Consider the following 25,696-nt stretch of genomic DNA (forward strand, 5'->3'; position numbering starts at 1 on the left):
GCCTATATCGGCGGTGTCTACCTCTTCCCATTCCGAACAGAGAAGTCAAGCCCGCCAGAGCCGATGGTACTGCGGTAAAACGTGGGAGAGTAGGTCGGTGCCCAATCTTAAATCAAGCCCTTGTCCGTCAATTGACGGATCAAGGGCTTTTTTGTGTGCCTTTGTTTCCAGGGTAAACCTTTAAGTCAAAAGTCAAAGTCAAAATTCAAAAAATGGGCGAATAGCTTATAACAAGCAGTTTCGTGCTATAAATGATCAGAAAAGGGGGACTTTTAGGGTTATTTTAAAGAGAAAAAGTGCAGAAAAATGCAGAAATATCGAGGTTTGTGTGAAGATTATTAAGCATCCCTTTTTGATCCCTTAACCCACCCTACCGGCTACCTGCCGGGACCCTGAAATGCTCCGCCGGTTACCCTTTGGAACACCCTCCGGGGTACTGACAAAGTAGTGTCACCACTTTGTGGAATGGCGGGTGGTATATTTGCAGGGTTCCTTTGTACCCTCGACACTCCATATTCATGCAGCCGCATAACTCCAAATACCATCCAATCCCCTATATTAGCCCATCTAAATAAACTCCCGATGGAAAATACCGCCCTAAGTACTATGGAAGAAGTAGTGAAAAAACAATTGGATGCTTACAATGCCCGTGATATTGATTTGTTTATGACTTACTGGGCCGATGATGCTTTGTATTATGAGTTTCCGGATACCTTGTTAGCCAGCGGCGCGGCAGCTATTCGCGAACGCCATATTACCCGGTTTAAAGAACCCAATTTATTTGGCAAACTGATTACCCGTACAGTGCTCAACAATAAGGTTGTGGACTTTGAGGTTGTTTCGCGCACTTTTGCGGATGGACCTGGGCATATTGATGCGCTTTGTATTTATGAAGTTGCAAATGAAAAAATTGCGAAAGCCTGGTTTATTATGGGCTCGCCGGTTTTGGATGGGGAAGGATAGCAAAAGCAATATTATCAGTTAAACTTAGTCTTTCGTCGATTTGATATTCACCTCCTTCAGGGTCTCCGGATTTTGCCACTTGCAATTGACGGATTAGGATGCCTTTAATACAGATCAAAAAAAACTGCCGTTGAGGACAAGTCTTTGCTTCAGTTATAGGACAGTTAAAAGTTAATTTATAGAGATGATCTTGTACAGGATCCAGTTATCGGTTTCGTAAGCACGTTTGTAGTTGATACCACTGTTAACCTTCCTGATGAGGGGAATATATTTATCGTTGAGCTGTGTATAGCCTGTGAATGGATTTTTAGGTGTGGCAATAAGTATATAGTCGGCGTAATGGTACGGGGTTTCTATGGCGCTTAAAAAAATGTTCTGGTAGGGCAGGGTTAACCTTTTAATATCAGTAGTAAATGCTGCAACAGGGTACGATACCGCATCGTCCATTAGTACATGTGTATTTTGTGGCAGGCTGTTAATGTAGGTAGCCATTTCTATCGTTTCGACCTGGTCGGTATTGGAGCCTCGGTTTATAAGCGTTGTGATAAAGCTCTTCTCATCATGTATAAATGACCTGGACAGAAAAATGTACCCGGTATATAATTGCAGCAAAACCACAAACACGATGATAATTTTAAACAGTTTTTGGTTACGGACGGTTTTGGCTTTAAACACCAGGCATAATATGGCAAGAATAAGAAAGATGAGGTAGTACTCATAAGTAATAAACAGCTTATCATACTTCATGTGCAAAAACTCCACAAACGCAAATGGCGTTAAAATGGTTAAAGCCTGGTAGGTGCTTTCCCTGAAAAGGTAAATACCCACCAAAATAAGCGGGCAAAAATAAATAACCCTTGCCGAAACCAATATGGAAACATCGGGCAGCTGGTAGTTGACGGCCGCGGTGGTCATATCGTAATTAAGCTTATCTACCAGTACATTCCAGGTGGCGTATGGGCTTTCGATAAAGTAGTTGAGATCGCTGGCATGGGTTAAATTGAGCAGCTTATAACATATAACCGATGCTATTGGCAGTATAAACAGGATGATGTAAATAGCGGCCGTTTTACCCACAAGCTTACGGCGCAGCGATGGATTGTTGAAACTCAAAAACAACCTGAAGATGGACTCCTTTTCGCCAAGGTTTAAGCTTTGCAGGGTAATGGCCAATACCAGCGGGATAAAAAACAGGCAGATCCATATAAACTTGTAATCGCAAAAAATTAATGTAACCAGCGAGATACTGGCCAGTGAAACGTGAAACGTAGTGTTTGACCGGTAAAACTTCAACAGGTTATAAAAGAACAGGAAAAAAAAGATAAGCACCAGGTAAATTGCCTTACCAGATGTAGCTACATACAGCATCCCCGGATGAAAAAAGAACAATAACGCAACCATGCACAGGTAAAAGTCGTCGTCTTTTATACGGGAGTTCATTGCCGATGCAATAACGTAAAACAGAGCCGCCGTGCCTATTGCCGATGCTATTACCGGCGCCAGGAAAGTATTGATGGAGCTAAAAATGATGGCGCCATAAAAAGGTAAAAGCGGTGCCGTAAGGCCCATTATTTTTATGCGGTTGCCAAGGCCATCAAAAATGATTTTGGTTTTTTCGATGTAAAAAATACTTTCCTGGTTATAGTAGCCCCAATGGTTCATATAAACACCCACCACCATATAATAAGCGGCAAGCATTACAGTTACTATAAACACAAATTGGTTTTTTGATATGATCATTTAACAACGTTTGTGGGGTTATTAACTTTACTTAAACCATGGTTTGTTTTTTCCCAGTAAAACGGATTGGTTATTAACTGGTATAAACCCATGTATGCCGCCGCCGAATGCATTAACCAGTAAATAGGATTTGCAATGGCAAACAATATCAGTTCAAAATACCTGCGTTTAAATACGGCCATCATGTTTACGTATATCATCAGGATGTTGCCCACCATCAGGTTAAATATGGCCATAAACAAAACCCAATCCGGAAACAGGCTGCGGATGGTTGAAAAATCAAATACCAGATAACAAATAAAAATAGACAGCAACAGGGGATAAACTAAAAATGTAGCCGATGTGGCGCCAATAAAAAAATTAAAGCCCAGGAAACCTTTCCAGCCAATTTTTCTTACAAGGGCAGCCGGGTTGCGCATGTGCACCAGGTAGGTTTGCATATATCCCTTTATCCACCGGGACCGCTGACGGATCCAGTTAAATGGTTCGTTGTTGGCTTCCTCGTAAGTAGTAGAGTTGATGATGGCTACTTTATATCCTTTGGCATATGCACGTACGCCCAGGTCGGCATCTTCGGTTACATTAAACGGATCCCAGGCGCCCAGCTCAATCAGCGCGTCCATTTTAAAGTGGTTACTGGTGCCGCCCAGGGGGATGGGGATATCAAGGGTATCCAGTCCGGGCAGCATGTAATCAAACCAATAGGAATACTCAAGGGTAAACATGCGGGTAAGAAAGTTCTCGTTACGGTTAAAGTAGTTGAGCGCACTTTGGATGCAGATGTAATGCTCCGGTAATTTGGTAAACAGCGCTACCACTTTTTTTAGCTGATCTGTATCCGGGATATCCTCGGCATCGTAAATGGTTAAAAACGTTCCCCTTGAAAAATGCAGACCGTAGTTACAAGCCTTCGGTTTGGTTTTTGGCATGTGAAAAGGCACAACAATCACTTCAAAAACACCCGGGAAATCGAGGTTCTGAACAGCTTTTAGTGTTTTATCATCATCCTCTTCAATCAGTAGTTTAATATCAAGCTGCTCGCGCGGATAATCTAAACTTTGCAGGTTCCAGATGAGTTTTTTGATCAGCTTATCCTCTTTGTAAACCGGTAAAAGTATAGTGTAGGGCGGCAAATCATCATTAACAACATTGCGTACCTCTTCTTTGGAAACCGCCTGGTGCAGCTCGAACCGCGAACCCACCAATGCCAGGAACAGCTTAAATATAATAGCCACCAGGAAAAACATGCTGATAACTACGTTTATAGCGATAGATGTATTTTTAAAGTTTAATACCATCCCAACCGCAATGAAAGCCAGCAGGCTAAAAATGAAAACCAGTTGCGGGGTTGTAAAGGTGATGGATGCCGAACTTTTTGGGTCGCGCCTTAAAAGTTCGTATACCGAGGCTTTAACATATTTTTCTCCAAGCAGCTTATGGCTTAGCCAGGTGATGTCAAGGTCATAGGCTACAATAATTTCGGGTTCCATATCATAGTTGAACCTTATAAAATCCAAAAATAACTGGTTGGTTGGATCTGCCATGAGGGTTACCACCCGGTTGTTCTGTATCCGCAGCGGCAGGGCAAGATGGTCATTGGCGAATTTCAGTTCTACCTTTTTCAGCACCTCGGGGTCAAAAGCCTCGTCCCTTATTTGTGCAAATTGATAACCGGCGTTGCTTAATGAGCGGTCGTAGTTTTTGCGGGAGATATAACCAAAGTTAAGGGCAATCTTAACGTATGACATCCCCGATCTTTCTGAAAATTTTTTGATCTTTTCCTGATCGCCTGGTGATATAAACCTGTCGTTAACCAAAAGTTCAGGAATTGAAATACTCATTATATATAATATAAGTTACGTTTGGTTAGTATCAAGTAGTTAGTATCGAGTATCAAGTAGCCGGTACCGGTCTGAAAATCTTGATACTAACTACTTGATACTTTAAAAGGTTAATCGTTAAACAGATCCTGTGATTTTTGAACTTTTGACCGCACATACAGGAACGATAATAATATCAATATCAGTATGCCTAACAGTATGTAAAGATTATAGGTGTCCCAGAAACGGGTAAGGTCGCTTTTGGTATCAATATACTCCAGGTTCTCGCTTGATTTATTGATGTTAAACAAGTATTTGTTTGAGTTAACATCAGATATACATACGTTACTTGATAGTGTTGAAAGCTGCTCGGTAATTGATTTTGAAGCAGCCAGGAACGCTTCGGAAATGTGTTTTCCGGTTGCCGTAATAACCAGCGTGGCGTTATTGCTGCGCCCGTAAAATATCTGGGCCAGGCCGTTTGATACTGTATCTGATAATGAATATACCGGAGTATTGGTATCGGTATTGTATAGCCTAAAGTCCCTGTCGAACTGAATTGGCGCATCAGCGAAGTCCTTTAATAGCGGGTCATCTTTTGATAACAGGGCAATAATGTTATATTTTTTAAGATCGGCTGATGGAATATCGCTCGAGTAAACAAATTCAGGGAAATTGTTGGCGTTAATGTTATTGTTTAGTTCATAAATGATTTCGCCCATTGCGCCGGCGGCATATTTTGCATAGTCCTTGGTAACTACTATGCGGGTAGTACCGGTATTAAATGCTTCCGGATACTGATAAAAGCTCAGGTCGCTGGTTACAAAAGGGTTTTTTGATTCCAGATATGATTTATCTACATCAACTTCGGCAAAAAAGTTGGTAAAACTATCCTTGCAATGCCCGCTTGTTGGGTAAAACCTAAATTCGGCCTCAAGGGTGTTGTATTTATGGTGTTGGTAACGGTTAATGGTTATGGCTGTATTTAATTTGCCGGTTGCATCCAGCTTTTCGCTGCTGATGAGCAAGCCATTTAAATAGATGTTGAAGAAACCGCGGTCGCCTGGGCTTAAAGCRCTGTAATTGGCTATAAACCTTATCTCAACCTCTTTTGGTGTAAAGCTAAAATCGCTGTTTTTAAAGGTATAAGCGCTTTTTAATGAACCTATGCCCGATAGAAAGTCGCCAACACCGCCAATTTGTTTTAAAGAAAGCTTTGAGCGGTTTTCATCAATTGTTTTGGAAAAGGTGTTTTGCGCTTTTTCAATCAACAGGTAATCGCCATAAGTTGAATTTAAAACATTCATGTTACCTAAAGCGGTGATGGCTTTTTCGTACCCTTTATCGTCGCCGCCGGTTACAAATAAAATTTCTTTAATAACATTTTCCTGTGATGCTACTTTAACGGGCACAAGTACGCCCCTTGATTCAACCATGCGGGTATTGGTATCGGTAACCAGGCTAATTGATTTGTGCAGGTAAAATAAACCCTGATCGCTTTGCGGCGATATTTTTATAAGATCGCGCGCTGCTGCCGGCAGTGATGATATATTGCCAACCCTGATGTAGTTTCTTAGACTATCCGGAACATGAGATTCGTCATACACCATGATGTCTCTTGTTTGGGTCTTTTTCAGTCTTGAATAAGCCCATGCTACCGCTTTAAGGTCGTGCAGTGATGGATTGGCGGGGTAAACGATCGCTTTTTTTGAATCGAAGCAATTGCTGATGTTTACGTTACTAAAAAAGCTTTTATTGCTGCGCACCAGCGACAGGTATGAATAGTTTTTAACTTTTATCCACATGGCAGGATTATCCAGGTCGCGGCACTCATCATCTGTTATAGTGAGGAGGGTTTTTATCTGTACTTTCAGGAATTTATCGTTCGACAGATCGGCCCTGGTTAAGTTAAGGGCTATTTTTTGGATAGAATCTTTGGTCATTCTGCCGCTATATGCCGGCTTATTATTAATAATAACGTTGATGAACGAGCGTTCTTTTAACAAAGCTTGTGATGGTTCAAAAAATAAAACCACTTTGCTGCCATTCATCTCGGTAAGCGGTGTGATTTTAAAATAAAATGAATTGGCGCCGCTCATGCCATATATTACGCCGTCATCATGGCCCAACGATTTAAAGGTTACCATGTTTTGTGCTCTTGATGCCGTGCTGAAGAGAAATAAAAAGGCTAAGAGGGATAAAAGTTTATTCATCTGGTTGTAAATAATTAATTTATAACGTAAAATTCTACTCTGAAATAATTACCATTCTCGTCACTGCGGTATGATAGTTCGCCACCCATTTCCTGGGTCATGAGTTTGGCTATCGAAAGGCCAAGCCCCAGTCGGCTTTCGGTAACGCCCGATGTATCATTAAGTGTTTTTAATTTATTGAACATCATATCCAATTCATCCTGTCCAATAGCAATACCTTCGTCAATTAATTCAAATACAAAACGTTGGCGCTGAAGGCTGGTTACAACTTTTATAGTATTATTGGTTTGCGAAAATTTTATGGCATTTGATAACAGATTTTGAAATACCTGCCCTGCAAATACCTTATCGAGCCTTACATTAAGCGGCAGCTTTAAAATATTATCAATAAGGTGGATGTTTTTCATTTGGGCGGTTTCAAACAAGCTTTTAAAAACTTGCATAACCTCAATATTTATATCAAATATTTCCAGGTTAAATTTCATTTCCGGCGATTCGATTTCTTTAACATCCATCAGCTTATTAAGCATGTACTGCATCTTCTCGGTCGACTCGGTTATATAACCCACATATTCTTTTTGATCATTACTTAGCCGGTAATCTTCATCTTTTATCATGTTATTACTCATCACTATCGAGCCGATGAGGTTTTTAAGATCATGGCCCGCAATATTAATAAAGCTATTCTTTTGCCCGTCAAGCTTACGTAATTGCTCATATTGCATATCAATAAGGTTGTTTTTCTCGTTGATAGAGGTGTTTTGCTGTTTTAGCTGGTCATTTGATTTTTCAATCATTAGCTGTGATTTAACGTCGCGCTGCATTACCTTGTAACGGGTATTAGGAATAAGGCATGATATAACAGCAATAATAAAAAACAATTGCCCTCCATTGCTGATGGCAATATCAAGATTATATTCATGCTGCATATTAAAAAATATGGCAAGCAATAATATTGCTAATAAAAGCTGGATGATGGAGTTAACAGGCTCCCAAAACACCTGCAGGTTAAAAAATAATATAAGTGTGGCAAAAAGCGAGTAATATATATTTAGATTTTGAACATTTACTATATTACAAAGGAATGCCGATGTTACAGATAACAACAACATTGTAATATGAAGTAATATGCGATAATTATACTTTTTATATTGAATAAAACTATGCAAAGCATAAATTATTAAGCATATAATTATACGCACAATAAAAAACTGGAGCCAAATATCCTCGGCATATATAAAATCAACTATGCTAAAAAGAGGGTAAAGAAATATAATAGTCCAAACAATATTATTGGTTTGATACCAGGCTTTTTTTGAGGTCTCTTTTATTAATTCTTCTTTTGTAATTTGAACAAACATTATTCGTTATCTTGAAATTATAAATTAAGGCCTATGCTGGTTGACTGTTTTAAACAAAATAGGTGGAAGAACAAAACAATATGTTTTACGAACATGTTAAGGTTTTTGTTAATATTATTATTTATTACAACAGGTTGCCGTGTTGCAAAAAGTAGTCCAAAAAACGGCGGCTTGCGCGCGCTGGCCTTTAAACGAGCATATACCCTAAATAATGGTATCAGTTTTTCATGGCTGGAGCAAACCTGGAATAAAAACATACCGGGGCAGGCGGCTATTAAAGATGCCGATTTTTTGCTGTTAAAAAAGCTTGGTTTCAGGAGCATAAGGTTACCTGTAGCATTTAAATTTTTCGAATCAGAACACGTATCGTCTGAGCAAATACAGGGGTACATTGATAAAGTAATTAAGCAATGTCATAGATACGGATTTAAATTGGTGTTGGATTACCATTACGGGAAATTAACAGATACCAATTACAATACCGAAACTCCTAAAATTATCAGTTTATGGCAAAAATTGGCTAAAAGGTATAAATATGCAAGTGCCGATGATGTTTTTTTTGAGTTGTATAACGAGCCGCCCCATATGAACCCCAATGTGTGGAAAGACGCAATATATAATATAGTAACTGCCGTACGCAAAGTTGATAAAACACGCACGTTTATTATTGGAGCATCAAACTATAACAGCATATATGAGCTGAGCCGGTTTGTAAGACTTGCCGATGAGAACATTATTTATACATTTCACTTTTATGAACCTTTCTTTTTTACCCACCAGGGTGCAGCGTGGGTAGGCAACCAGGTTGCAACAACCGGGGTATCATTTCCTTATAGTGCGGAAAATTTTCCAGTGCTTAACCCGAAGGCTAAGGGCACAAGCGGCGAAATTAACTATGAATTGTATAAACTCGATGGCAACGAACAGTCGGTGAACGATAAACTGCAGATAGTAAAGACCTGGGCTGTTAAGTATGACGTGCCGGTTATATGCGGCGAATATGGCGCCTATAATAAATATGCTGATATTGATAGCCGCTGCAGGTATATTAAGGCCGTAAGAACAGCGTTAAAAAAACTTCATATACCGGGTATGCTTTGGGATTATAACGACACGTTTTCTATATTTACAGGCAAGCCATCAATGGATAATTTACCGGCCTGTATGAAAGACGCAATAGGTTATAAAGCCTTAAAATGATGTAACATTATTGTGCTTTAAATGTTACCTTTGAAGACTAATAATTTGTTATGGAATTTTTTGTAGAAAAGCGCAGGGAAGTAATGAGCCACATAGAAAAATTCATGCTCGAAAAGATGTATGATTTTTTAAAACCTGTTGACACGATATGGCAGCCATCAGATTTTTTGCCTGATTCTTCAAGAGATACTTTTTTTAACGAGATCAAAGAATTACAGGAAAGCGCCCAGGGACTTAGCTATGATTTGATAGCGGTTTTAGTTGGTGATACAATTACCGAAGAAGCACTGCCAACTTATGAATCATGGCTTACCATGGTTGATGGCGTATCAAAAGATGAAGCTGGTGGCTGGATGAAATGGACCCGCCACTGGACCGCCGAAGAGAACCGCCACGGCGATCTGCTAAACAAATACCTTTATCTTTCTGGTCGTGTTAATATGCGTATGATGGAGGTATCAACCCAGTATTTAATTGCCGATGGCTTTGATATTGGTACCGGAACCGATCCTTACCGCAACTTTATATACACCTCTTTCCAGGAACTGGCAACAAACGTATCGCACAGACGCGTAGCATCGCAGGCTAAAAAAGATGGTGATACCCTGCTATCAAAAATGTGTGGTGTAATTGCTGGTGATGAGGCCCGCCACGCTAAAGCATACAAATACTTTATTGAAAAGATATTTGAAGTTGATCCTAATGAGGCTATGATAGCCTTTGAGGATATGATGCGTAAAAAAATTGTAATGCCGGCCCATTTCCTGCGCGAAGTTGGTTTAAAAATAGGCCAAACCTTTGGCCACTTTACCGATGCTGCCCAGCGTTTGGGTATCTACACAGCTATCGACTATGTGGATATACTGAAAGAACTTATAGAAGACTGGCATATTGAAAGTGTTACCGACCTTAATGAAAGCGGCGAAAAGGCCCGTGATTATATCATGAACCTGCCCGGCCGCCTGATACGTGTAGCCGACCGTATGAAAAACCCTATGCTGGAATATAAATTTAGCTGGATAAACGGGTAAGGTTTATTAAAAGATATTTAAGGAGAGACGCATGGAAATGCGTCTTTTTTTGTTTAGCGTACTTTGGGTATACATCGGCATTAGCCTTCCCGCACCAGGTCGGTACCCCGGCTGCCGGCAACATCGGCAAACAATCTGTTCAGGATTGATTCAATTGTCAGCGAGTTCACATCATCTACATAATGCTCATTTCGGGTTATCCAAAGTTCGTTGCCATTGATGTGCAGGCTGAACAAAACACCTTCATACAAATCCGGCTGACTTATTTCAAGAACATCATCCTTCCCGCTTATGGTAAAGTTAATATCACTATGCCGGCACTCATGAAAAAGCGGGTTTAGCTTATGCTGTAGGATATTAAATAACTCATGAATATGAATAGGCGAGTGGAGTGTTATAATTTTCATGATAATACATTTGCAATGTTTAATATTACAAAGCAAATTTGTTATTGTTTGAGCCCCACCCAACCCTCCCCAATGGAGAGGGCTTTAAAATGCCATTATGAAGGTATATCGGGGCAATTGTTAATAAATATCAATCTAAAAAAACAACAAGTCTCCCCCTTCAGGGGGAGATTTAGAGGGGGCTTATATGAACTACAAATTACTTGGCCGCTCGGGCCTTAAAGTTTCTGAACTATGCCTGGGTACCATGGGTTTTGGTACCGAAGGAGGCTGGGGTGCCGATGCGGCAACCAGTTTTGCTATTATGGACGCCTACGCCAATGCCGGCGGCAACTTCCTGGATACTGCCAATATTTACAAACTGGGCACCAGCGAAAAGATCATCGGCGATTATATTGGTAACCATGACCGTGATTATTTTGTGCTGGCTACCAAATACACCCTAAAGGATAACATAACCAACCCTAATGCATCGGGCAATAACCGTAAAAATATGATGCGTAGTGTGGAGGAAAGCCTGAAGCGCCTGAAAACTGATTTTATTGATGTTTTGTACCTGCATATCTGGGATAATATTACCCCGGTTGATGAGGTACTGCGCGCTATGGAAGACCTGATTAAGCAAGGCAAAATAACTTATGCTGCCATAAGCGATACACCCGCCTGGGTGGTAGCCAAAGGGAACACCATGGCCGAGCTGATGGGCTGGAGCCAGTTTATTGCCTTACAGGTAGAGTACAGCCTGCTTGCCCGTACCGCCGAGCGCGAACTGATACCAATGGCCAAACATTTTGGGATGACGGTTACGCCATGGGCCCCGCTTGCAGGAGGCGCGCTTACCGGTAAATATTTAAAAGGTGATAAAGGACGTATAAAACCCGAAAGCAACCGACTGAATGCCCGTGCGGAAAAGATTACAAAAGTAGTAATGGAAGTAGCCGCCGAACTTGGTGTATCCGAAAGCCACGTGGCCCTGAACTGGACCCGCCAGCAATATTTTTCGTGTATCCCGATTGTGGGCGCTACCAAAGTAGATCAGCTGCTGGATAATTTAAAAACCGTTGATGTTACTTTAAACGCCGATCAGATGAAACGCCTGAGCGATGCCAGCGCTATTGAGTTAGGTTTTCCCGGCGACTTTTTTAACGAGGAAGCTGTTAAAAATAATAGCTTCGGCGGATTTTATGATAGGGTGGAGAAAAGGTAATTATAATGTTATGAGTGAAAAAATATTACCTATTGTTACAAAGGTTGAACTTGAAAATGCTGGCGATGATGCCTGGGATTTTTTGTTCCTTTTTATTGACAAGTATTATGAAGTAATGCAAACCGGAGAAGTTTCGGAAATTGCCAGACTTTTTTACCTAAAACAACAAACGCTGATATTATTTAACAATTTATATGGGCAGGTAGTTAACGGAGGCTTTTTGCAGTTGATATTTAATGGTCATAGTGATATTTTAAATAAAGCATTCAGTAATAACATCCGGCTTTGGGGGGCCGAAAAACTTGCTGCAACAGTTGATAAAGCCACAGACTTTTTTTTGCTTAAAAAGGATGAATTACTTAAACTGAATACTAAGGAAGATTTTTCAAATATGTATAAACAGTACCCTGAATTTGAATATATCGACAACGAATTTTATGAAATAATGGATGACGAAACCAAAATCATTAGAGAATATGTTGAGAACAATATTGATGCATTCGCCACGATAGTATAGACGGTGCCTTTAAACGGGATAATTATAATTTTACCTTGTAATTTTTATTCAATTGTCTTCGTTCTGTGGTGTACATAGTGTTCATGGCGGCTGCCTTCATAATCCTCCTTTTTGTGAAGCTTTTCTCTTTTACGGTTACGGCTAAAATACCGTCTTACCCGGCGGAAAATATGTTGGCTTTTTTGAATAAAACGGGAATCCCAATGGTCAAACTTTCCGGTTAATGCCATGGTGCTGAATATGATAAAGCCTCCTATCATTACAATAACAAATATGTGCAGTCCGGTTGTTAGGAATTCTATCATGGTATCAAACAAGGCAATCGCTATGCCAAACAGTTAAGGGGCTTCGCGTTACTAAAACTGTTTTAAATAAACAGGGCTAACCAATTCGCCGTACAGGATATAGGCAGGCTCATCAATGCTAAACCAGGGATCTTGCTGGTATTGAAGCAACTGGATGCTTTGGGCGGGCATATAGCTTTGCGCTAACAGGAACTTTTTATGGTGAGCGGCATTCTCCACCACATTCATTACAATAAAACAATGCCCCGGCGATCCGCCTTTGATAAATACATCGCCTGTTTTTAAGGCAGCCGGGTTAATTACAGTTTTCAATTCTTTTTGCAAAGATAGTGTACCGGCATAGCTGAATACTAAAGTCATATACCGGAGAAAGTTATCATAGCCGTAATCCTTTTTTGCCTTCAATACCCAGCGGTCATTATTGTAACGGTAGCCATCAGCATAATGCACAAAATCGCAACGGAAGCCGCTGGTAAAGTTGAACGCAATATCCTGATATTTCTTTTGGCTGTACAGGTATTCGCCACGCAGGCGCATTACAGCATCGGCACATTGCTGCAGGTCGGTTTTACCAACGCTTATATCCAGTATCCCGGCGGTATAGGCATCGGTACGGGCTATCTTACCCTGGTAGGTTAAACATTGCGAACCATAAGGTTTAAGTGGCAATGCCTGCAACCATGCCCCAAAACTACCGGGAATTACAGGGCTTTGCCTGTAACCTGCGGGTATTTTAAAACGGGTTACCACGTTATCCGTTTTTACCGGACCGGCCATCAGCATTGAGGCTATTAGCATTAAGAAAACTTTCATAAGGTTTTGGCTTGTTTTAGTTGCCGATAGGGGTTGAAAGGTACAGGCATATCATCAACCAGCCTGAACGCAGAAAAATGCAAATGCGTTGGCGAGCGTTTTTTGTAAGCGTTATAGCCAGTGCGGCCAACCTCGGCAATTTTTTGGCCGGATTTTACTTCGTCGCCGGGTTTTACAAATATGGTGTTGTTATGGGCGTAGTAGGTAATGTTACCATAATTGTCGTATATCCAAATATATTTGCCGCCGCGTAAACTGCTATTAGGTTGCCAGGTATCGCTGCAGGCTATTACAATGCCATAATCAACAGATACCACGTCAACAGTTTTGCCGGTTTTATCGTCTATGCAATCCTGGTTTTTATCGTTAATAAATATGTCATGGGCTGGATGCGCTGCATGTTTGTTTCCATCGAGGTAATTGTAACCCTTATCGTAATAGCCACTGCCGTTGCCTCCTATTGCATGGTAATTATAACCGCGGAGGGGAAATACCCAGTTATCCAAAGCCTCAGGCACATGTCTGTTTTGTCTAAGCTGCCCGATGAGTAATTTAAATTGTTTAGCTGCATCAGGTTTTTTTATTGATGCGTTTAGCACGGCAGTATTAAGTTCGTTGATGTGGTTACAAATAGTTTTATAATCTTGAGCATGTACCCCAATCATTATAATTAACATTCCAACAAGCAGTACAATTTTGCGCATAAGGTTTATTCTGAAGAATAAATATAACTAAATATCCATCAGAATATTATCCTTCAATTTTAATATCGTATTTAGCCAGCAGGCCGGGCAGGCCATGAATAGAGAACATGGCTTTTTTAATCATGTTATCGTCCGGATCGATAGTGTAATTATAAGAGCTGCGCAAATCGGCGCCTTTCAATATCGTGTGGCTGAAGAACGCCCGGTTAAGGTTGCAGTTGATGAATTTAGCTTCGGTAAGGTCGGCTTCGGTAAGGTCGGTCTCGGTCATGGAGCAATCTGCGAAGCGGGCCTTTTTGTTTTTCTTTTTGTAAAAGATGGCATTATCAAGTATACAACTTTCAAAATGTACCTCGAACAAAAAATCGCGGGCTTTGCCAAAGTTTAGTCCGCTGAGTTTGCAGTGTTTAAACAGGATGTTCTGGAAACCTGCGTCGGCCGCATCGGCAAGAGCCAGGTTACAGCCATCAAACACACAATCAATAAAAATTACACCGTTGAGGTTGGCATGGGAAAGATCGCAGGAGATGAATTTGCAGTTTTCATAAGTGCGGTTACGGCCGGTAAGCTGTGCAGCCGGGGTTTTGGTGAAGGTTTCGTCCTCGATATGTTGCATTTTGCAAGTATCAGGTATTTTTTAATATCAGGTATTAAGTTTTTGTTTTATTAAGATTTGCCTTGCCGCTCAAACAGAACATTCCTGCTAAACCAAGCATAAAAGTTCTTGATACCAGATACTCACGACTTGATACTAATATCATTCCCGCGTAATAAAAGTCACAGCAGGCCAATCAAACGTAACTTTATTGCGTTAATTATATCGTAATAAAGATAAGCACTATAATTGTTCTATGAGTTTAGCAGGATCCCGCAAAAAAGAGAAAAAGTACATCAATGTTATACCTACCGACGAAGCCGGCTTTGGCAAACTGGTCCCTATTATGAGGGAGTACATGAACAGCAAAGCCGAAAACTCGCCAAAAAAACAAATAGGGCCTTTTAAAACCAATGTTACTGTTTATAATACTCCGTCGGCAAGCGGCCTGCGTATTACATGGGTGGGCCACTCCAGTATACTGATAGAGATTGATGGCAAACGCATCCTTACCGACCCAGTTTGGGGCGAGCGGGCTTCTTTTTCCAGGCTCTTCGGACCTAAACGTTTTTTTAAGCCCGCCATCGCTTTAAATGATCTGCCGCCGCTTGATGCGGTGATCGTGTCGCATGATCATTATGATCACCTGGATAAGGAAACTATTGAATTCTTTGCCGGTAAGTCTATACCGTTCTATTGTTCCACAGGTGTTGGGCCATACCTTGTGCAATGGGGAATATTGAAAAACTTTATTACCGAAATGGATTGGGGCGATAGCGTAATGATAGGCAATGATGTAGTAGTAACTTCGGCCCCCGCAAGGCATTTTTCGGGCAGGGGGATAGTTAATCGTAACGAAACCTTGTGGGCAAGCTTTGTAATAAAAGGCCCAAAACATAATATCTACTTCGGGGCCGATTCTGGCTGGTCGCCAAGTTTTGCGGAGATTGGTGAGGCATTTGGCCCTTTTGATTTAACCATGCTGGAAGTTGGAGCTTACGGCAAGTTCTGGCCGGATATCCACATGGGGCCCGATCATGCTTCAAATGCCCACATCGCACTTAAAGGCAACCTGATGATGCCGATACATTATGGCACCTTCAACCTGGCTCCCCATGCCTGGTACGAGCCTGTTGAACGATTGGAAAAAATGGCAAAAGACAAAAAAATAAGCCTTTTTGTACCCGAGCCAGGTAAACCAACTGAGGTTAAGGGAGCATATAATTCGGAGTGGTGGAAGAGGTTTATGTAGGCCCACCCAACCCTCCCCGGAAGGGGGCTAAAAAGCCTTCACGCCAATCGGCGGGGGAGATTTAGAAGGGGCTTGTAACATTTCTCCTTTTCCTTATTCCAATAAAAAAGTCCTGTAACATGTCACAATCCTATATTTTGGTTATTAACGGCAAGCCCGAAGGCCCTTTCAGCATGGATGAGCTAAAGGCCAAAAAAATAAAGCCGGGCGATTTTGTGAAAACTCCCGAAATGGACGATTACAAGGAAGCCCAGGAAATTGCCGAACTAAGGGAGCTTTTAGGCTTTGCCAAACCAGCTTTGCTGATGCAATACTTCGGCAGTTTTGACCAGCGGCTATTAGCCTCGTTTTTAGATTGGTTTATTGTGTTTGGGGTATTTGTGCTCATCATTTTTGCGGTAGTAATTATATTTATGCAGGATAAAGAGAGCCGCATGATAGTGAGTTTTAGCTTATTGGCATGTGTGCCCTTTGCCAAGATCATTTACCATGTTGTGATGGAAAGCTCTGCAAGCCAGGCCACCTTTGGCAAGCAAATGCTCAAAATAAAAGTAGCGGATATGCACGGCGATCGCATCAGCGTAGGTAAGGCTATAGCCCGCAACCTGTGTAAAATATTTTCGGTATTGACATTTTTTATCGGTTACCTGTTCGCTTTTTTTAACAAGCAGCAGCAGTGCCTGCATGATATGATGGCCGGCACAGTGGTAATTAAGGAGCGGTTGTTTTAATAGCGGTTGATGCTTAAAACATAAATGCTTAAATTTGAATATGGAAACGCTGATTGTACATCCCCAAAACAAAGAGCAACTGGATGCTTTAAAAACTTTTATGAAAGCTTTTAAAATTTCATTTGAAGAAGAAAAGCCGTATGATCCTGAATTTGTGGCAATGATTCTCCAGGGAGATGAGGATTTAAAAGCCGGAAAAGGGGTTAAAGTGGATATTGATAATTTATGGAAGTAGTTTTTACTCCCAAAGCTTTAACTCATCTTAATGAATGGCGACAAACCGGCAATGTTGGCATTCAAAATAAAATCCGTGAACTTCTTGTTTCTATAAGAGAATCGCCGTTTAAAGGCATTGGTAAACCAGAACCTTTAAAACACCAATTATCTGGCAAATGGTCAAGACGGATCAATGGCGAACACAGGATAATTTATGGCATAKAGGATGATATCATCAATGTATATTCTTTAAAAGGTCATTATTAAATCTTTAATTATTCAACTATCTTTTCTTTTCCAATTTATATTTAAGCTTACCCCACTCCAGGTGTATCGAATCGGTGTTTTTATTTACATTGTAGATATTTAAAGAATCGCCCTTTATCTTAAATAAAAACTACTTTAACCTTACAATAAAATAACCGCCTATTAATTTATCATTTACATCCAAACAACTTATTCCCCTACATATTCATTAAATTTGCATCTCATTAATTATCCGCTGCATGAATACTGATGCCGTTAAATTGCTGCAAGGCCGTTATTGTAATTCGTTAACCGAATATTCGCGTTTTGTTACCCGCGAGGTGAACATTGGTGATGTGCCTATGGGCGGCAATAACCCTATCCGTATTCAAAGCATGACAACTACCGATACCATGGATACTATTGGTACCGTTGAGCAGTCTATCAGGATGGTTGATGCCGGTTGCGAATATGTACGCATCACTGCGCCCAGCATCAAAGAAGCAAAAAACCTGGCCGAAATTAAAAAGCAGCTTCGCGCCCGCGGGTATAATGTACCCCTGGTTGCTGATATTCACTTTACCCCTAACGCTGCCGAGGTAGCCGCCCGTATTGTTGAAAAGGTGCGCGTAAATCCCGGCAATTACGCCGATAAAAAGAAATTTGACCAGATAGATTATACCGACCTGGAATACCAGGGTGAGCTCGACCGTATTTACCAGAAATTTACGCCGTTGGTTAATATCTGTAAAGAATATGGTACTGCCATGCGCATTGGTACCAACCACGGTTCGCTGAGCGACCGTATCATGAGCCGCTACGGTGATACCCCGCAGGGTATGGTTGAATCGGCCATGGAGTTTATGCGGATGTGCGAGGCGCTGAATTACTATAACCTGGTGATCAGCATGAAATCCAGCAATCCGCAGGTAATGGTGCAGGCCTACCGTTTACTGGTAGAAACCATGGTTGCCGAAGGCATGAACTACCCGCTGCACCTTGGCGTAACCGAAGCCGGCGACGGCGAGGACGGTCGTATAAAATCTGCTGTTGGTATAGGCACTTTATTAGAGGATGGCCTGGGCGATACCGTCCGCGTTTCCCTAACCGAGGAACCCGAGGCTGAAGCTCCGGTGGCTATTGAATTGGTGAAACGATATACTTTGAGAACGGAAGAGGTTAAAGGCGAAAGGCAAAAGGTGAAAGGCCTTGAAGTAGAAGATAAAGAAAACCTTTCACCTTTCACCTTTCGCCTTTCGCCTTCTTATAATCCTTACGAATACAAAAAACGTCATACTTATGAGGCCAATGCCTTCATCGGCGGGCATATGGTGCCAAGGGTAGTGATCGATCTATCTGCAAAAAACCTGAAAGATCCGTCTATTTTGGCAGATGCAGGGTACCTGTACGCTCCATTGTTGGATAAATACAACATGGCCGAGCAATCGGTTGATTTTGTTTACCTGGCAGATGAATTACCGTCGTTTACTTTTCCGGCTAATTTAAAACAGCTATATAACTACAATACCTGGCAAAAACTTGCCGATAAAACCAATTGCCATCCGTTATTCACCCTAAAGGAATACATCGGGGCAACAGATCGTACATCGGCATTAAACCTGGTGGAAATAGTACCTGGAGATATAGATTCGGAAGAATTTGGCTCATTGCCTTTTGATAACACCCTGGTATTTGTATTGGAAACAAACCAACTTCATGGCATGGCCGATCAGCGTGGTTTCTTTTTCAAAATGGAAGAGTTGGGCTTAGATGTTCCGGTGATTGTGAAAAGAGGCTATAAGTTTGAGTCCGAAAGTCCGGAAGTCGGAAAGTCCGAAAGTGAGGCAGGTCTCATATCTCAAATCTCATATCTCACATCTAAACTACAACTTTACGCCGCTACAGATTTAGGCGCTTTGCTGGTTGATGGTTTTGGCGACGGGATCTGGATTGATGCGCCTGAAGTTCCTTCCAATGTGATTACTTCCACTGCTTTTGGTATTTTGCAGGCTACCCGGTCACGCATCTCCAAAACCGAATATATCAGCTGCCCAAGCTGCGGGCGTACTTTGTTCGATCTGATGATCACTACGCAGATGATCCGCAGCCGTACAAGTCACCTTAAAGGGCTAAAAATCGGTATTATGGGTTGTATTGTAAATGGTCCGGGCGAAATGGCTGATGCCGATTATGGTTATGTAGGTTCGGGTACTGATAAGATCACCCTTTACCGCGGTAAGGAAGCTGTAAAGAAAAACATTAGCGCGGCAAACGCCCTTGATGAACTGATTGGGATTATTAAGGAAGATGGTAACTGGATAGAACAGGAATAACCCGGCAAGCCATATTTATGAGCGACAAGATCACCGTTTCAACTATTCCTTTAACCCTTAAGCGGCACCTGGAACTGGCCGGCAATATCTATGCAGAATTTGGAATAATTAATGATGGCTGGAACCAGGATGATTTTGCTGTATTAACCAACGAGCCAGGTGTAAACCATAGCTTACCGATTAAAACCGATTATTACTCGGTTATTTTGTGCCTTAGGGGCAGCTGTAAAAAAACAATAGGGCATTTTGTATTTGAAGTTTATACCAACTCGGTTCATTTGGTATCGCCCCAGTTTATCACCTCTTTTGAGGATGCTTCTCCCGACCTGCTTTTGTACCAGGTACTGTTTAAAAAAGAATTTTTGACCAATAATTTTCTTAAAGAAAACATCCTGGATAATCTTTTGGAGATAAATCCTGATTATCCGCCAATTTATGGTCTGTCGCAAAAAAGTTGCGCATCCTTAAAGTCGCTTTACGAAAAAATAAGTGACGAGAGCCGGGAGCAAGGCGCTTTCCATTTGCAGATCCTTCGCCTGTTGTTAACAGATCTGCTGTACGAAATGAACCGGGCCTGCGAAAACTGTTTGCTGCACTCCACGCGCCACCTAAGTAAACAGTACCAATTGGTATATAAGTTTAAAAAATTGGTTGAAGATCAGTTTTTAACCTTAAAAACGGTGCAGGAATATGCCGATGCACTATTCATCTCCAGTAAATATTTAACCGAAATTGTAAAGGGCGAAACCGGGCAAAATGCCTTGCATGTTATTCATAACCGCCTTTACCTTGAAGCGCAATACCTGTTATCCTCATCAGGCCTCAGCATTAAGGAAATTGCCGAGCGGCTTAACTTCGATAACAGTTCGCATTTCAGCCGTTTTTTTAAACGTTTTGCCGGCAGTAATCCTTCGGAGTTTAAGCAGCTCCAATAAAAAATCTCCATTTATCTTTCCGTGCCTCCGTTATGACTATTGCCTGACGGTAATGATCACTAAACGGAAAAATTGGTTGTTAAAACCGATTTATTGAGATTGATGAGCCGCGGTATCGGCAGTACCTTTGACATGTCAATCAAATAACAACAGCCATGAAAAAGCAAAACATAGAGTTAATAAAAGGCAGGTTACTTCAACTTTACTTTGGAACTTTCCAGATTTTGACCATCATTTACAGGTAAATGATTTAGGGAGAATGCAAACCCAACTATATAGGTAACAAACACTACAAAAACAACCAGCCGTTTGCGGCTTCAATATATAAACAGACATATGAAAAAAAAGGCAGACTTTTATTGAGTTTGCCTTTTTAGTTTAAAAACCTTCGCTAAATTAAAACAACCGATGCACTGTCAGAAACTCTCCGGATAACACCATTTAACGAACCAGGCTTCCACTTTGGCAAAAGCTTAATAACCCGCACCGCTTCTTTATTCGCCTCTACAGTAAGTCCTTTTATAACTTTAACGTGGTTTAACTGCCCATTCTTTTCTACCACAAAGTAAACAATTACCTTTTTTCCGGATAACCCTTTTACCGGGTGTAATTTTGATTTGATAAACTCATCCAGTTTTGCCTGCCCTCCCGGAAACTCCGGCAATACTTCTTTGGGCGTTGCGGAGACTACTGTATCAGCAGTTTTTTTTGGGCGTTGGGCAAGTGCCCGCTGTTCTGAGCCGCAAAGGGTAAAAATTCCCCAAATTAATACAAGTTTAAATTTCATTGTATGTAATATTTATTTGTTAATATTCGTGTTATTTGTGAATACAGAAACCCAACAACACAACCTGATGCGTTTTGATAGATTTGTTAATACACCGCGTTAAACTCTGCAAACATATTCCCGGCTTCGGCAAGGCTGCTTAAGTTCACATAATCGCACACTTCGGCATACTCTGCCCATAGCTGGTGCACCACTTTATTTTGGTGGGCCTGCTGAATAGCTTCGGCAGACAGCCATTCAAAAACTTCTACAATTGTACCATCGGCAGCTTCCATAATTATGGCTTCCCTGTCAGTTACCAGCCCTTCCGCTTTCAGGCGCGGTACGTGGGTTTTGGTCAGTTCTTTTAATGCTTCGGCTTTACCGGGTTTGGGTTTGTAGGCTACTATTACTATGCGTCCCATAATTGTTGAGCGTTTGATGAAGCAATTTTACAATTTTAAAAACTCTTGTAACAATACCGGGTTTGGTTTATAACATATGATGACTGTATAGTAACAATAGCCGAACAATATGGCAAAGAAATTGCAGACCAGCTGGTAGAGAGGCTGTTAAACGCAGGTATAAAAAGAATATAGAATAGAGAAAAAATACAATTACAGGTCCCTTTTTATTATTTCTCCCGTATTCCTAAAACAACCCAAACTTATCCCTCATCCTATGTCCGTCTTCCAATACATAAACCATAGGTACTTCGTGGCCAAGGTCTTTAAAAACCATAATGTCGCGGTATTTCCGGGGGATGAGGTTGTAAAACGCGTACTCGTTATTGGGTGGTGCAAGATGATCAAGCAGTCCGATTCCTAAAAGGATAGGCGTTTGAATGTTTTGTGCAAAGTTCTTGATGTCGAAGTAATCCAGGTTATCCAGGATCTTATCAAATTTATACCCTTTTTCTCCGGCATACTTACACAGGGCGTACGTCGGCCAGTCTTCCTGGTCGGTAAGGTTGCGGATGTCGCTGAGGATTGGGTTTTGTGATGATATCAGCTGGGTGCGGCTATCAAGCCCGGCTACGGCTGCAGCAAGGAAACCGCCCATACTGCCGCCGGATACTTCAATGCGTTTAGAGTCAAGCTCGGGTCGCGAACAGATAAAATCAATCGCACGGATACAATCCATAATGGCGCCGCGAAGTACATACTTGTTTTTATCCTCAACATTCAGACTGATAAATTCCAGCCTTTTAGGATGGATCACATCGCGGCTGTTGCCCTGCCCGCGTATGTTAAGGGCAAATATGGCAATGTCATCATCCTGGCCAAGCATGGGTTTCAAATCAACCTGGTAACCAGGTAAAACCAAAAGCGTGGTGAACCTTTTATTTTTAACTGTTGTTTTAGGAATAGTAAGCCACCCGCGAATGGTAATATTATCTAATGATTTCATCTCGATCAGGTACACCTTTCGGTTTTTGCTTGATTGATCAACTTTTTCGGTCATTTTAAAATCGGGCTTAACCGCGGCTAATTCGGCTTTGGTGCTTTGCCAAAAGCTATCAAAATCAACCGGGCGGCCGTGTTCTGATTGAATCTCGTCGGGCCTGATGCCAAATACACGGCGGGTGGTATCATCATAATCAGATACATTCACCATGAAGTTTATTTTGTAAAATCCTGGTTTTTGAGATGGTATTGTAAAATCATAGCCCGCACTGCTGTGCTTAGATAGTTTTACCGGCCTGGTTTCTTTAGCAACAATAACACCTGCCGGGGTCATTGCAATATAAGATACCGTACCCGTTTGGGTGGCATCGGTGGCATTTTTAACATTGAAGGTATAGCTGGCACGGCTGCTAAAAATGGCATCTTTACTGCCTGCTGTAAGCATGGTTGACAGCTCCCCATCATCTTTATGAACAGGAACTTTCGCGCTAACGCCATTTATAGCTAAAAGGCAGATTATGCCAAGTATAGTGATATAAGTTTTTAGAGTGATATAAGGTTTTAGGCTGGTCATGATTACTTATATTAAGGCTATTAAATAATTCATATAATGAATGTAATTGATAGTCAATGTATTATCTTTTCAATTCGGGTATCCCCTTTTAGCTTTTATATAAAAGCTGATATGAAATCAATATTACCTGGTATCGATTCGGTAATTTAATGATGCTGAAAGACTGGTACCCGCACCTGTATTACGCCCGGTAATGAAAGTTCCGCCTGTTAAAAATAACGACAGGTTTTTGGCGAACGCATGCCCGTAACTTACCGATACCTGGTTAAAAGCAAAGTTTTTACTGGTGCTGGGGTTGGCAGATATAATGGGATTTGGGTTAATAAATGAATTACCGCTGGTTGCATAAAAACCGCCAACGCTTACCGATACCTGCTCGTGAAAGTTTTTATCCAGCGTTAAACCATAGGTAAGGTTATACCTATCCTGGAAAACAGATTCGCCTCCAAAATACTCGCGCACAGCATTCTCTGCAACAAAATAACTTTGCCTGCCAAACAGGTGGCCACTACCGGCAAAGGCAAGTTTAAGCTCCGATCCGTATTGACTATAACCCAAACCCGGATTGTTTTTGTACGTAGGTATAATGCCTGTAGCTTTTATACTAAAATAGTATTTGTAATTAATGTTAGCCAGGTAATATTTAATACCTATTTCAATATCCTGCAGGCCCGAGGTAGTAATAGCATTAGGGATACTATTGGTTTTAAAGTAATTTATGGAGTAAGGCACCAGGGCCGATATTGTAAATTTCCTGCTTATACCATATTCAGCATACCATGCACAGCTTATAGCATGGAAGCGTCCGTTATCTTTAAAAGTCGTTCTATGACTGGTGGAATCAAACTGCTTATTGGCAAAAAAGTAACTTACCGATGGCGATAACACAAACCTGCCCGGCCTTACAGGGAAGCCATCGGCAAAGCTGTTGTTGCGCGCTAATGTTAGCAACATAACAGTGGTAAAAAGGTATTTTAATGCGTTATTATTGAGGGTCATAGTTTTATTCATAGGTATAGGTTAAAATAGGCCAAAGGTATCGCGCATCCAGTTGCCCTCATAATCTTTATATTTCTGGCTTACCTCGTGGCCAAGGTCTTTATAAACCATTACTTTTTTATCGGTATTTAAAGAATTATAAACTGCATAACCATTGCCGGGCGGTACATACGGGTCAAGCAAACCTAAACCCAGCAGCGTGGGGCATTTAACATCGGTAGCAAAGTTTTTGGTATCGTAATACTCCATATTGCGTAAAACCTGGTCGAAAGTTACATCTGGTTTACCCGCAACATATTTTTTGATATCATTAATAGGCCAGTCAGCCGTGCCAACAAGGTTGTGTACATCACTTAAAATGGGGTTTTGCGCCGAGCAAATGGTAATCCTGCTATCTAAACCTGCAAGCGCTATGGCCAAATATCCACCCATACTACCACCGGTAGCCATAATCTGGTTGTGCCGTAGCTCCGGGCGCGAGTAAATGAAATCCACAGCACGCACGCAATCCATAATTACACCGCGCATCACATATTTATTTTTATCCTCAATATTATAGGAGATAAATGCATCGCGCTCGGTATGGATCACATCGCGGCTGTTGCCTTGTCCGCGGGTATTAAGAGTGATAATAGCCAGGTCGTCATCTTTACCTACAATTGGCTTAAGCACCACCTGGTAGCCCGGCAAACCCAGCAATACCGAGAATTTTTTGCTTTTGTTACTGTTTTTGGGTATGGTCATCCATCCACGGATGGTAAGGTTATCCAAAGATTTCATCTCGATAAGAAAAACCCTACGGTTATCAGTATTTTGCGATGGTTGTTCGGTTAATTTAAACTGGGGTTTTACCTTTGCCAACTCGGCTTTGGCCGTTTTCCAAAAACTATCAAAATCTGCAGGTTTTGGATAGGCGGACTTAATATCATCGGCTCTGATACCAAAAGCACGGCGGGTAGTATCATCATAATCAGATACGTTGATCATCATATTCAGTTTATAAAACCCGGTTTTTAGTGATGGTATCTCAAAGTTGTAATGTTCCTCGCTTTTCCTGCCAATTTTTACGGGCTTAACGAGGGTTTTAACCTTTACCCCTTTTTCAGTGGTAATTGCATATGATATAGTGCCGACCTGCTCGGTATCGTAACTGTTTTTTACGTCAAAGGAGAATGAGGCTGTTGAGCTAAAAATGCCTTCTTTATTGTTGATGTTTAATACGGTTGATATAGTTTCTTCATCTTCTTTAGGGGAGGTATCGCCTTTAGCATGCGCAGAAACATGCTGACCCAAGGCATGCTGAAAGGAGACTATTGTAACCACTAAGAGTAAATATTTTTTGAAGTTGGTCGTCATAAGTAA

Annotated in this window: 25 protein-coding genes and 1 rRNA gene; 12 read left to right on the forward strand and 14 right to left on the reverse strand. The window is 41.3% G+C overall.

Translation table 11 applies throughout. The features are described from left to right. Positions 1 to 106 (forward strand): 5S ribosomal RNA (gene rrf / locus AC1DQW_RS13290); the annotation flags it as partial. A 476-nt stretch (positions 107 to 582) separates the two neighbouring features. Beyond that, entirely contained in the window at positions 583 to 963 is a 381-nt protein-coding gene (locus tag AC1DQW_RS13295; RefSeq protein ID WP_477454522.1) for a nuclear transport factor 2 family protein, read from the forward strand. Positions 964 to 1,134: 171 nt separating this feature from the next. Here AC1DQW_RS13295 and AC1DQW_RS13300 read toward each other — a convergent pair whose 3' ends face one another. The 4 genes from AC1DQW_RS13300 to AC1DQW_RS13315 all read right to left on the reverse strand — a co-directional run bounded on the left by AC1DQW_RS13300 (position 1,135) and on the right by AC1DQW_RS13315 (position 7,848). Continuing rightward, positions 1,135 to 2,703 (reverse strand): hypothetical protein, encoded by a 1,569-nt coding sequence (locus AC1DQW_RS13300; protein ID WP_477454523.1) that lies wholly within the window; start codon positions 2,701 to 2,703, stop codon positions 1,135 to 1,137. Beyond that, on the reverse strand, positions 2,700 to 4,544 hold the full coding sequence (locus AC1DQW_RS13305; RefSeq protein WP_477454524.1) for a glycosyltransferase: 1,845 nt from the start codon (positions 4,542 to 4,544) through the stop codon (positions 2,700 to 2,702). Before AC1DQW_RS13305 ends, AC1DQW_RS13300 begins: the two co-directional genes overlap by 4 nt. Before the next feature lie 110 nt (positions 4,545 to 4,654). Then, a complete protein-coding gene (locus AC1DQW_RS13310; protein WP_477454525.1) occupies positions 4,655 to 6,736 on the reverse strand; it encodes a cellulose biosynthesis cyclic di-GMP-binding regulatory protein BcsB in 2,082 nt (693 codons plus the stop codon). A 14-nt stretch (positions 6,737 to 6,750) separates the two neighbouring features. Next, positions 6,751 to 7,848 carry a sensor histidine kinase gene (locus tag AC1DQW_RS13315; protein ID WP_477454526.1) on the reverse strand — a complete coding sequence of 366 codons (1,098 nt, stop codon included), beginning with the start codon at positions 7,846 to 7,848 and terminating at the stop codon, positions 6,751 to 6,753. A gap of 342 nt (positions 7,849 to 8,190) precedes the next feature. Between AC1DQW_RS13315 and AC1DQW_RS13320 the strand changes: the two genes are divergently transcribed. Continuing rightward, the gene (locus AC1DQW_RS13320; RefSeq protein WP_477454527.1) at positions 8,191 to 9,297 is read left to right on the forward strand and encodes a glycoside hydrolase family 5 protein; all 1,107 of its coding nucleotides are present in this window, start codon (positions 8,191 to 8,193) and stop codon (positions 9,295 to 9,297) included. Between the two features lie 50 nt (positions 9,298 to 9,347). Further along, positions 9,348 to 10,328 carry an acyl-ACP desaturase gene (locus tag AC1DQW_RS13325; protein ID WP_477407660.1) on the forward strand — a complete coding sequence of 327 codons (981 nt, stop codon included), beginning with the start codon at positions 9,348 to 9,350 and terminating at the stop codon, positions 10,326 to 10,328. Positions 10,329 to 10,408: 80 nt separating this feature from the next. On the opposite strand, the gene AC1DQW_RS13330 is transcribed toward AC1DQW_RS13325, so the two are convergent. After that, positions 10,409 to 10,735 (reverse strand): hypothetical protein, encoded by a 327-nt coding sequence (locus tag AC1DQW_RS13330; RefSeq protein WP_477407664.1) that lies wholly within the window; start codon positions 10,733 to 10,735, stop codon positions 10,409 to 10,411. Positions 10,736 to 10,922: 187 nt separating this feature from the next. On the opposite strand from AC1DQW_RS13330, the gene AC1DQW_RS13335 reads away from it, so the two are divergent. Further along, positions 10,923 to 11,942 (forward strand): aldo/keto reductase, encoded by a 1,020-nt coding sequence (locus AC1DQW_RS13335; RefSeq protein ID WP_477454528.1) that lies wholly within the window; start codon positions 10,923 to 10,925, stop codon positions 11,940 to 11,942. Between the two features lie 10 nt (positions 11,943 to 11,952). Further along, entirely contained in the window at positions 11,953 to 12,459 is a 507-nt protein-coding gene (locus tag AC1DQW_RS13340) for a DMP19 family protein (RefSeq protein WP_477454529.1), read from the forward strand. A gap of 44 nt (positions 12,460 to 12,503) precedes the next feature. Here AC1DQW_RS13340 and AC1DQW_RS13345 read toward each other — a convergent pair whose 3' ends face one another. The 4 genes from AC1DQW_RS13345 to AC1DQW_RS13360 are packed head-to-tail and all read right to left on the reverse strand — an operon-like array spanning position 12,504 to position 14,897. After that, complete coding sequence (locus tag AC1DQW_RS13345; RefSeq protein ID WP_477454530.1) at positions 12,504 to 12,764, reverse strand: hypothetical protein; 261 nt, start codon at positions 12,762 to 12,764, stop codon at positions 12,504 to 12,506. 51 nt (positions 12,765 to 12,815) lie between these two features. Next, positions 12,816 to 13,577 (reverse strand): DUF4846 domain-containing protein, encoded by a 762-nt coding sequence (locus AC1DQW_RS13350; protein ID WP_477454531.1) that lies wholly within the window; start codon positions 13,575 to 13,577, stop codon positions 12,816 to 12,818. Continuing rightward, a complete protein-coding gene (locus tag AC1DQW_RS13355) occupies positions 13,574 to 14,281 on the reverse strand; it encodes a M23 family metallopeptidase (protein WP_477454532.1) in 708 nt (235 codons plus the stop codon). Before AC1DQW_RS13355 ends, AC1DQW_RS13350 begins: the two co-directional genes overlap by 4 nt. A 46-nt stretch (positions 14,282 to 14,327) precedes the next feature. Then, positions 14,328 to 14,897: a pentapeptide repeat-containing protein gene (locus AC1DQW_RS13360; protein ID WP_477454533.1), complete on the reverse strand. Its 570-nt coding sequence runs from the start codon at positions 14,895 to 14,897 to the stop codon at positions 14,328 to 14,330. A 235-nt stretch (positions 14,898 to 15,132) separates the two neighbouring features. Between AC1DQW_RS13360 and AC1DQW_RS13365 the strand changes: the two genes are divergently transcribed. The 6 genes from AC1DQW_RS13365 to AC1DQW_RS13390 all read left to right on the forward strand — a co-directional run bounded on the left by AC1DQW_RS13365 (position 15,133) and on the right by AC1DQW_RS13390 (position 20,589). After that, positions 15,133 to 16,128 (forward strand): MBL fold metallo-hydrolase, encoded by a 996-nt coding sequence (locus tag AC1DQW_RS13365; RefSeq protein WP_477454534.1) that lies wholly within the window; start codon positions 15,133 to 15,135, stop codon positions 16,126 to 16,128. A gap of 119 nt (positions 16,129 to 16,247) precedes the next feature. Then, a complete protein-coding gene (locus tag AC1DQW_RS13370; RefSeq protein ID WP_477454535.1) occupies positions 16,248 to 16,859 on the forward strand; it encodes an RDD family protein in 612 nt (203 codons plus the stop codon). A 40-nt stretch (positions 16,860 to 16,899) separates the two neighbouring features. Next, positions 16,900 to 17,094: a DUF2683 family protein gene (locus AC1DQW_RS13375; protein WP_477454536.1), complete on the forward strand. Its 195-nt coding sequence runs from the start codon at positions 16,900 to 16,902 to the stop codon at positions 17,092 to 17,094. Next, positions 17,085 to 17,342, forward strand: a complete 258-nt coding sequence (locus tag AC1DQW_RS13380) for a Txe/YoeB family addiction module toxin (protein WP_477454537.1) — start codon at positions 17,085 to 17,087, stop codon at positions 17,340 to 17,342. The genes AC1DQW_RS13375 and AC1DQW_RS13380 overlap by 10 nt, the downstream gene beginning before the upstream one ends. Positions 17,343 to 17,581: 239 nt before the next feature. Further along, the gene (ispG, locus tag AC1DQW_RS13385) at positions 17,582 to 19,654 is read left to right on the forward strand and encodes a (E)-4-hydroxy-3-methylbut-2-enyl-diphosphate synthase (RefSeq protein ID WP_477454538.1); all 2,073 of its coding nucleotides are present in this window, start codon (positions 17,582 to 17,584) and stop codon (positions 19,652 to 19,654) included. Between the two features lie 17 nt (positions 19,655 to 19,671). Beyond that, entirely contained in the window at positions 19,672 to 20,589 is a 918-nt protein-coding gene (locus tag AC1DQW_RS13390; protein WP_477454539.1) for a helix-turn-helix domain-containing protein, read from the forward strand. Positions 20,590 to 20,980: 391 nt separating this feature from the next. On the opposite strand, the gene AC1DQW_RS13395 is transcribed toward AC1DQW_RS13390, so the two are convergent. The 5 genes from AC1DQW_RS13395 to AC1DQW_RS13415 all read right to left on the reverse strand — a co-directional run bounded on the left by AC1DQW_RS13395 (position 20,981) and on the right by AC1DQW_RS13415 (position 25,690). Continuing rightward, complete coding sequence (locus AC1DQW_RS13395) at positions 20,981 to 21,376, reverse strand: energy transducer TonB (protein WP_477420101.1); 396 nt, start codon at positions 21,374 to 21,376, stop codon at positions 20,981 to 20,983. A gap of 86 nt (positions 21,377 to 21,462) precedes the next feature. Further along, the gene (locus AC1DQW_RS13400; RefSeq protein WP_477454540.1) at positions 21,463 to 21,780 is read right to left on the reverse strand and encodes a hypothetical protein; all 318 of its coding nucleotides are present in this window, start codon (positions 21,778 to 21,780) and stop codon (positions 21,463 to 21,465) included. Between the two features lie 226 nt (positions 21,781 to 22,006). Further along, complete coding sequence (locus AC1DQW_RS13405) at positions 22,007 to 23,335, reverse strand: acetylxylan esterase (RefSeq protein ID WP_477454541.1); 1,329 nt, start codon at positions 23,333 to 23,335, stop codon at positions 22,007 to 22,009. Positions 23,336 to 23,458: 123 nt separating this feature from the next. Beyond that, entirely contained in the window at positions 23,459 to 24,346 is an 888-nt protein-coding gene (locus AC1DQW_RS13410; protein WP_477454542.1) for a hypothetical protein, read from the reverse strand. Positions 24,347 to 24,355: 9 nt separating this feature from the next. After that, complete coding sequence (locus AC1DQW_RS13415; protein WP_477454543.1) at positions 24,356 to 25,690, reverse strand: acetylxylan esterase; 1,335 nt, start codon at positions 25,688 to 25,690, stop codon at positions 24,356 to 24,358. Between the last annotated feature and the right edge of the window lie 6 nt (positions 25,691 to 25,696).

The organism is Mucilaginibacter sp. P5_A4 (assembly GCF_056400605.1).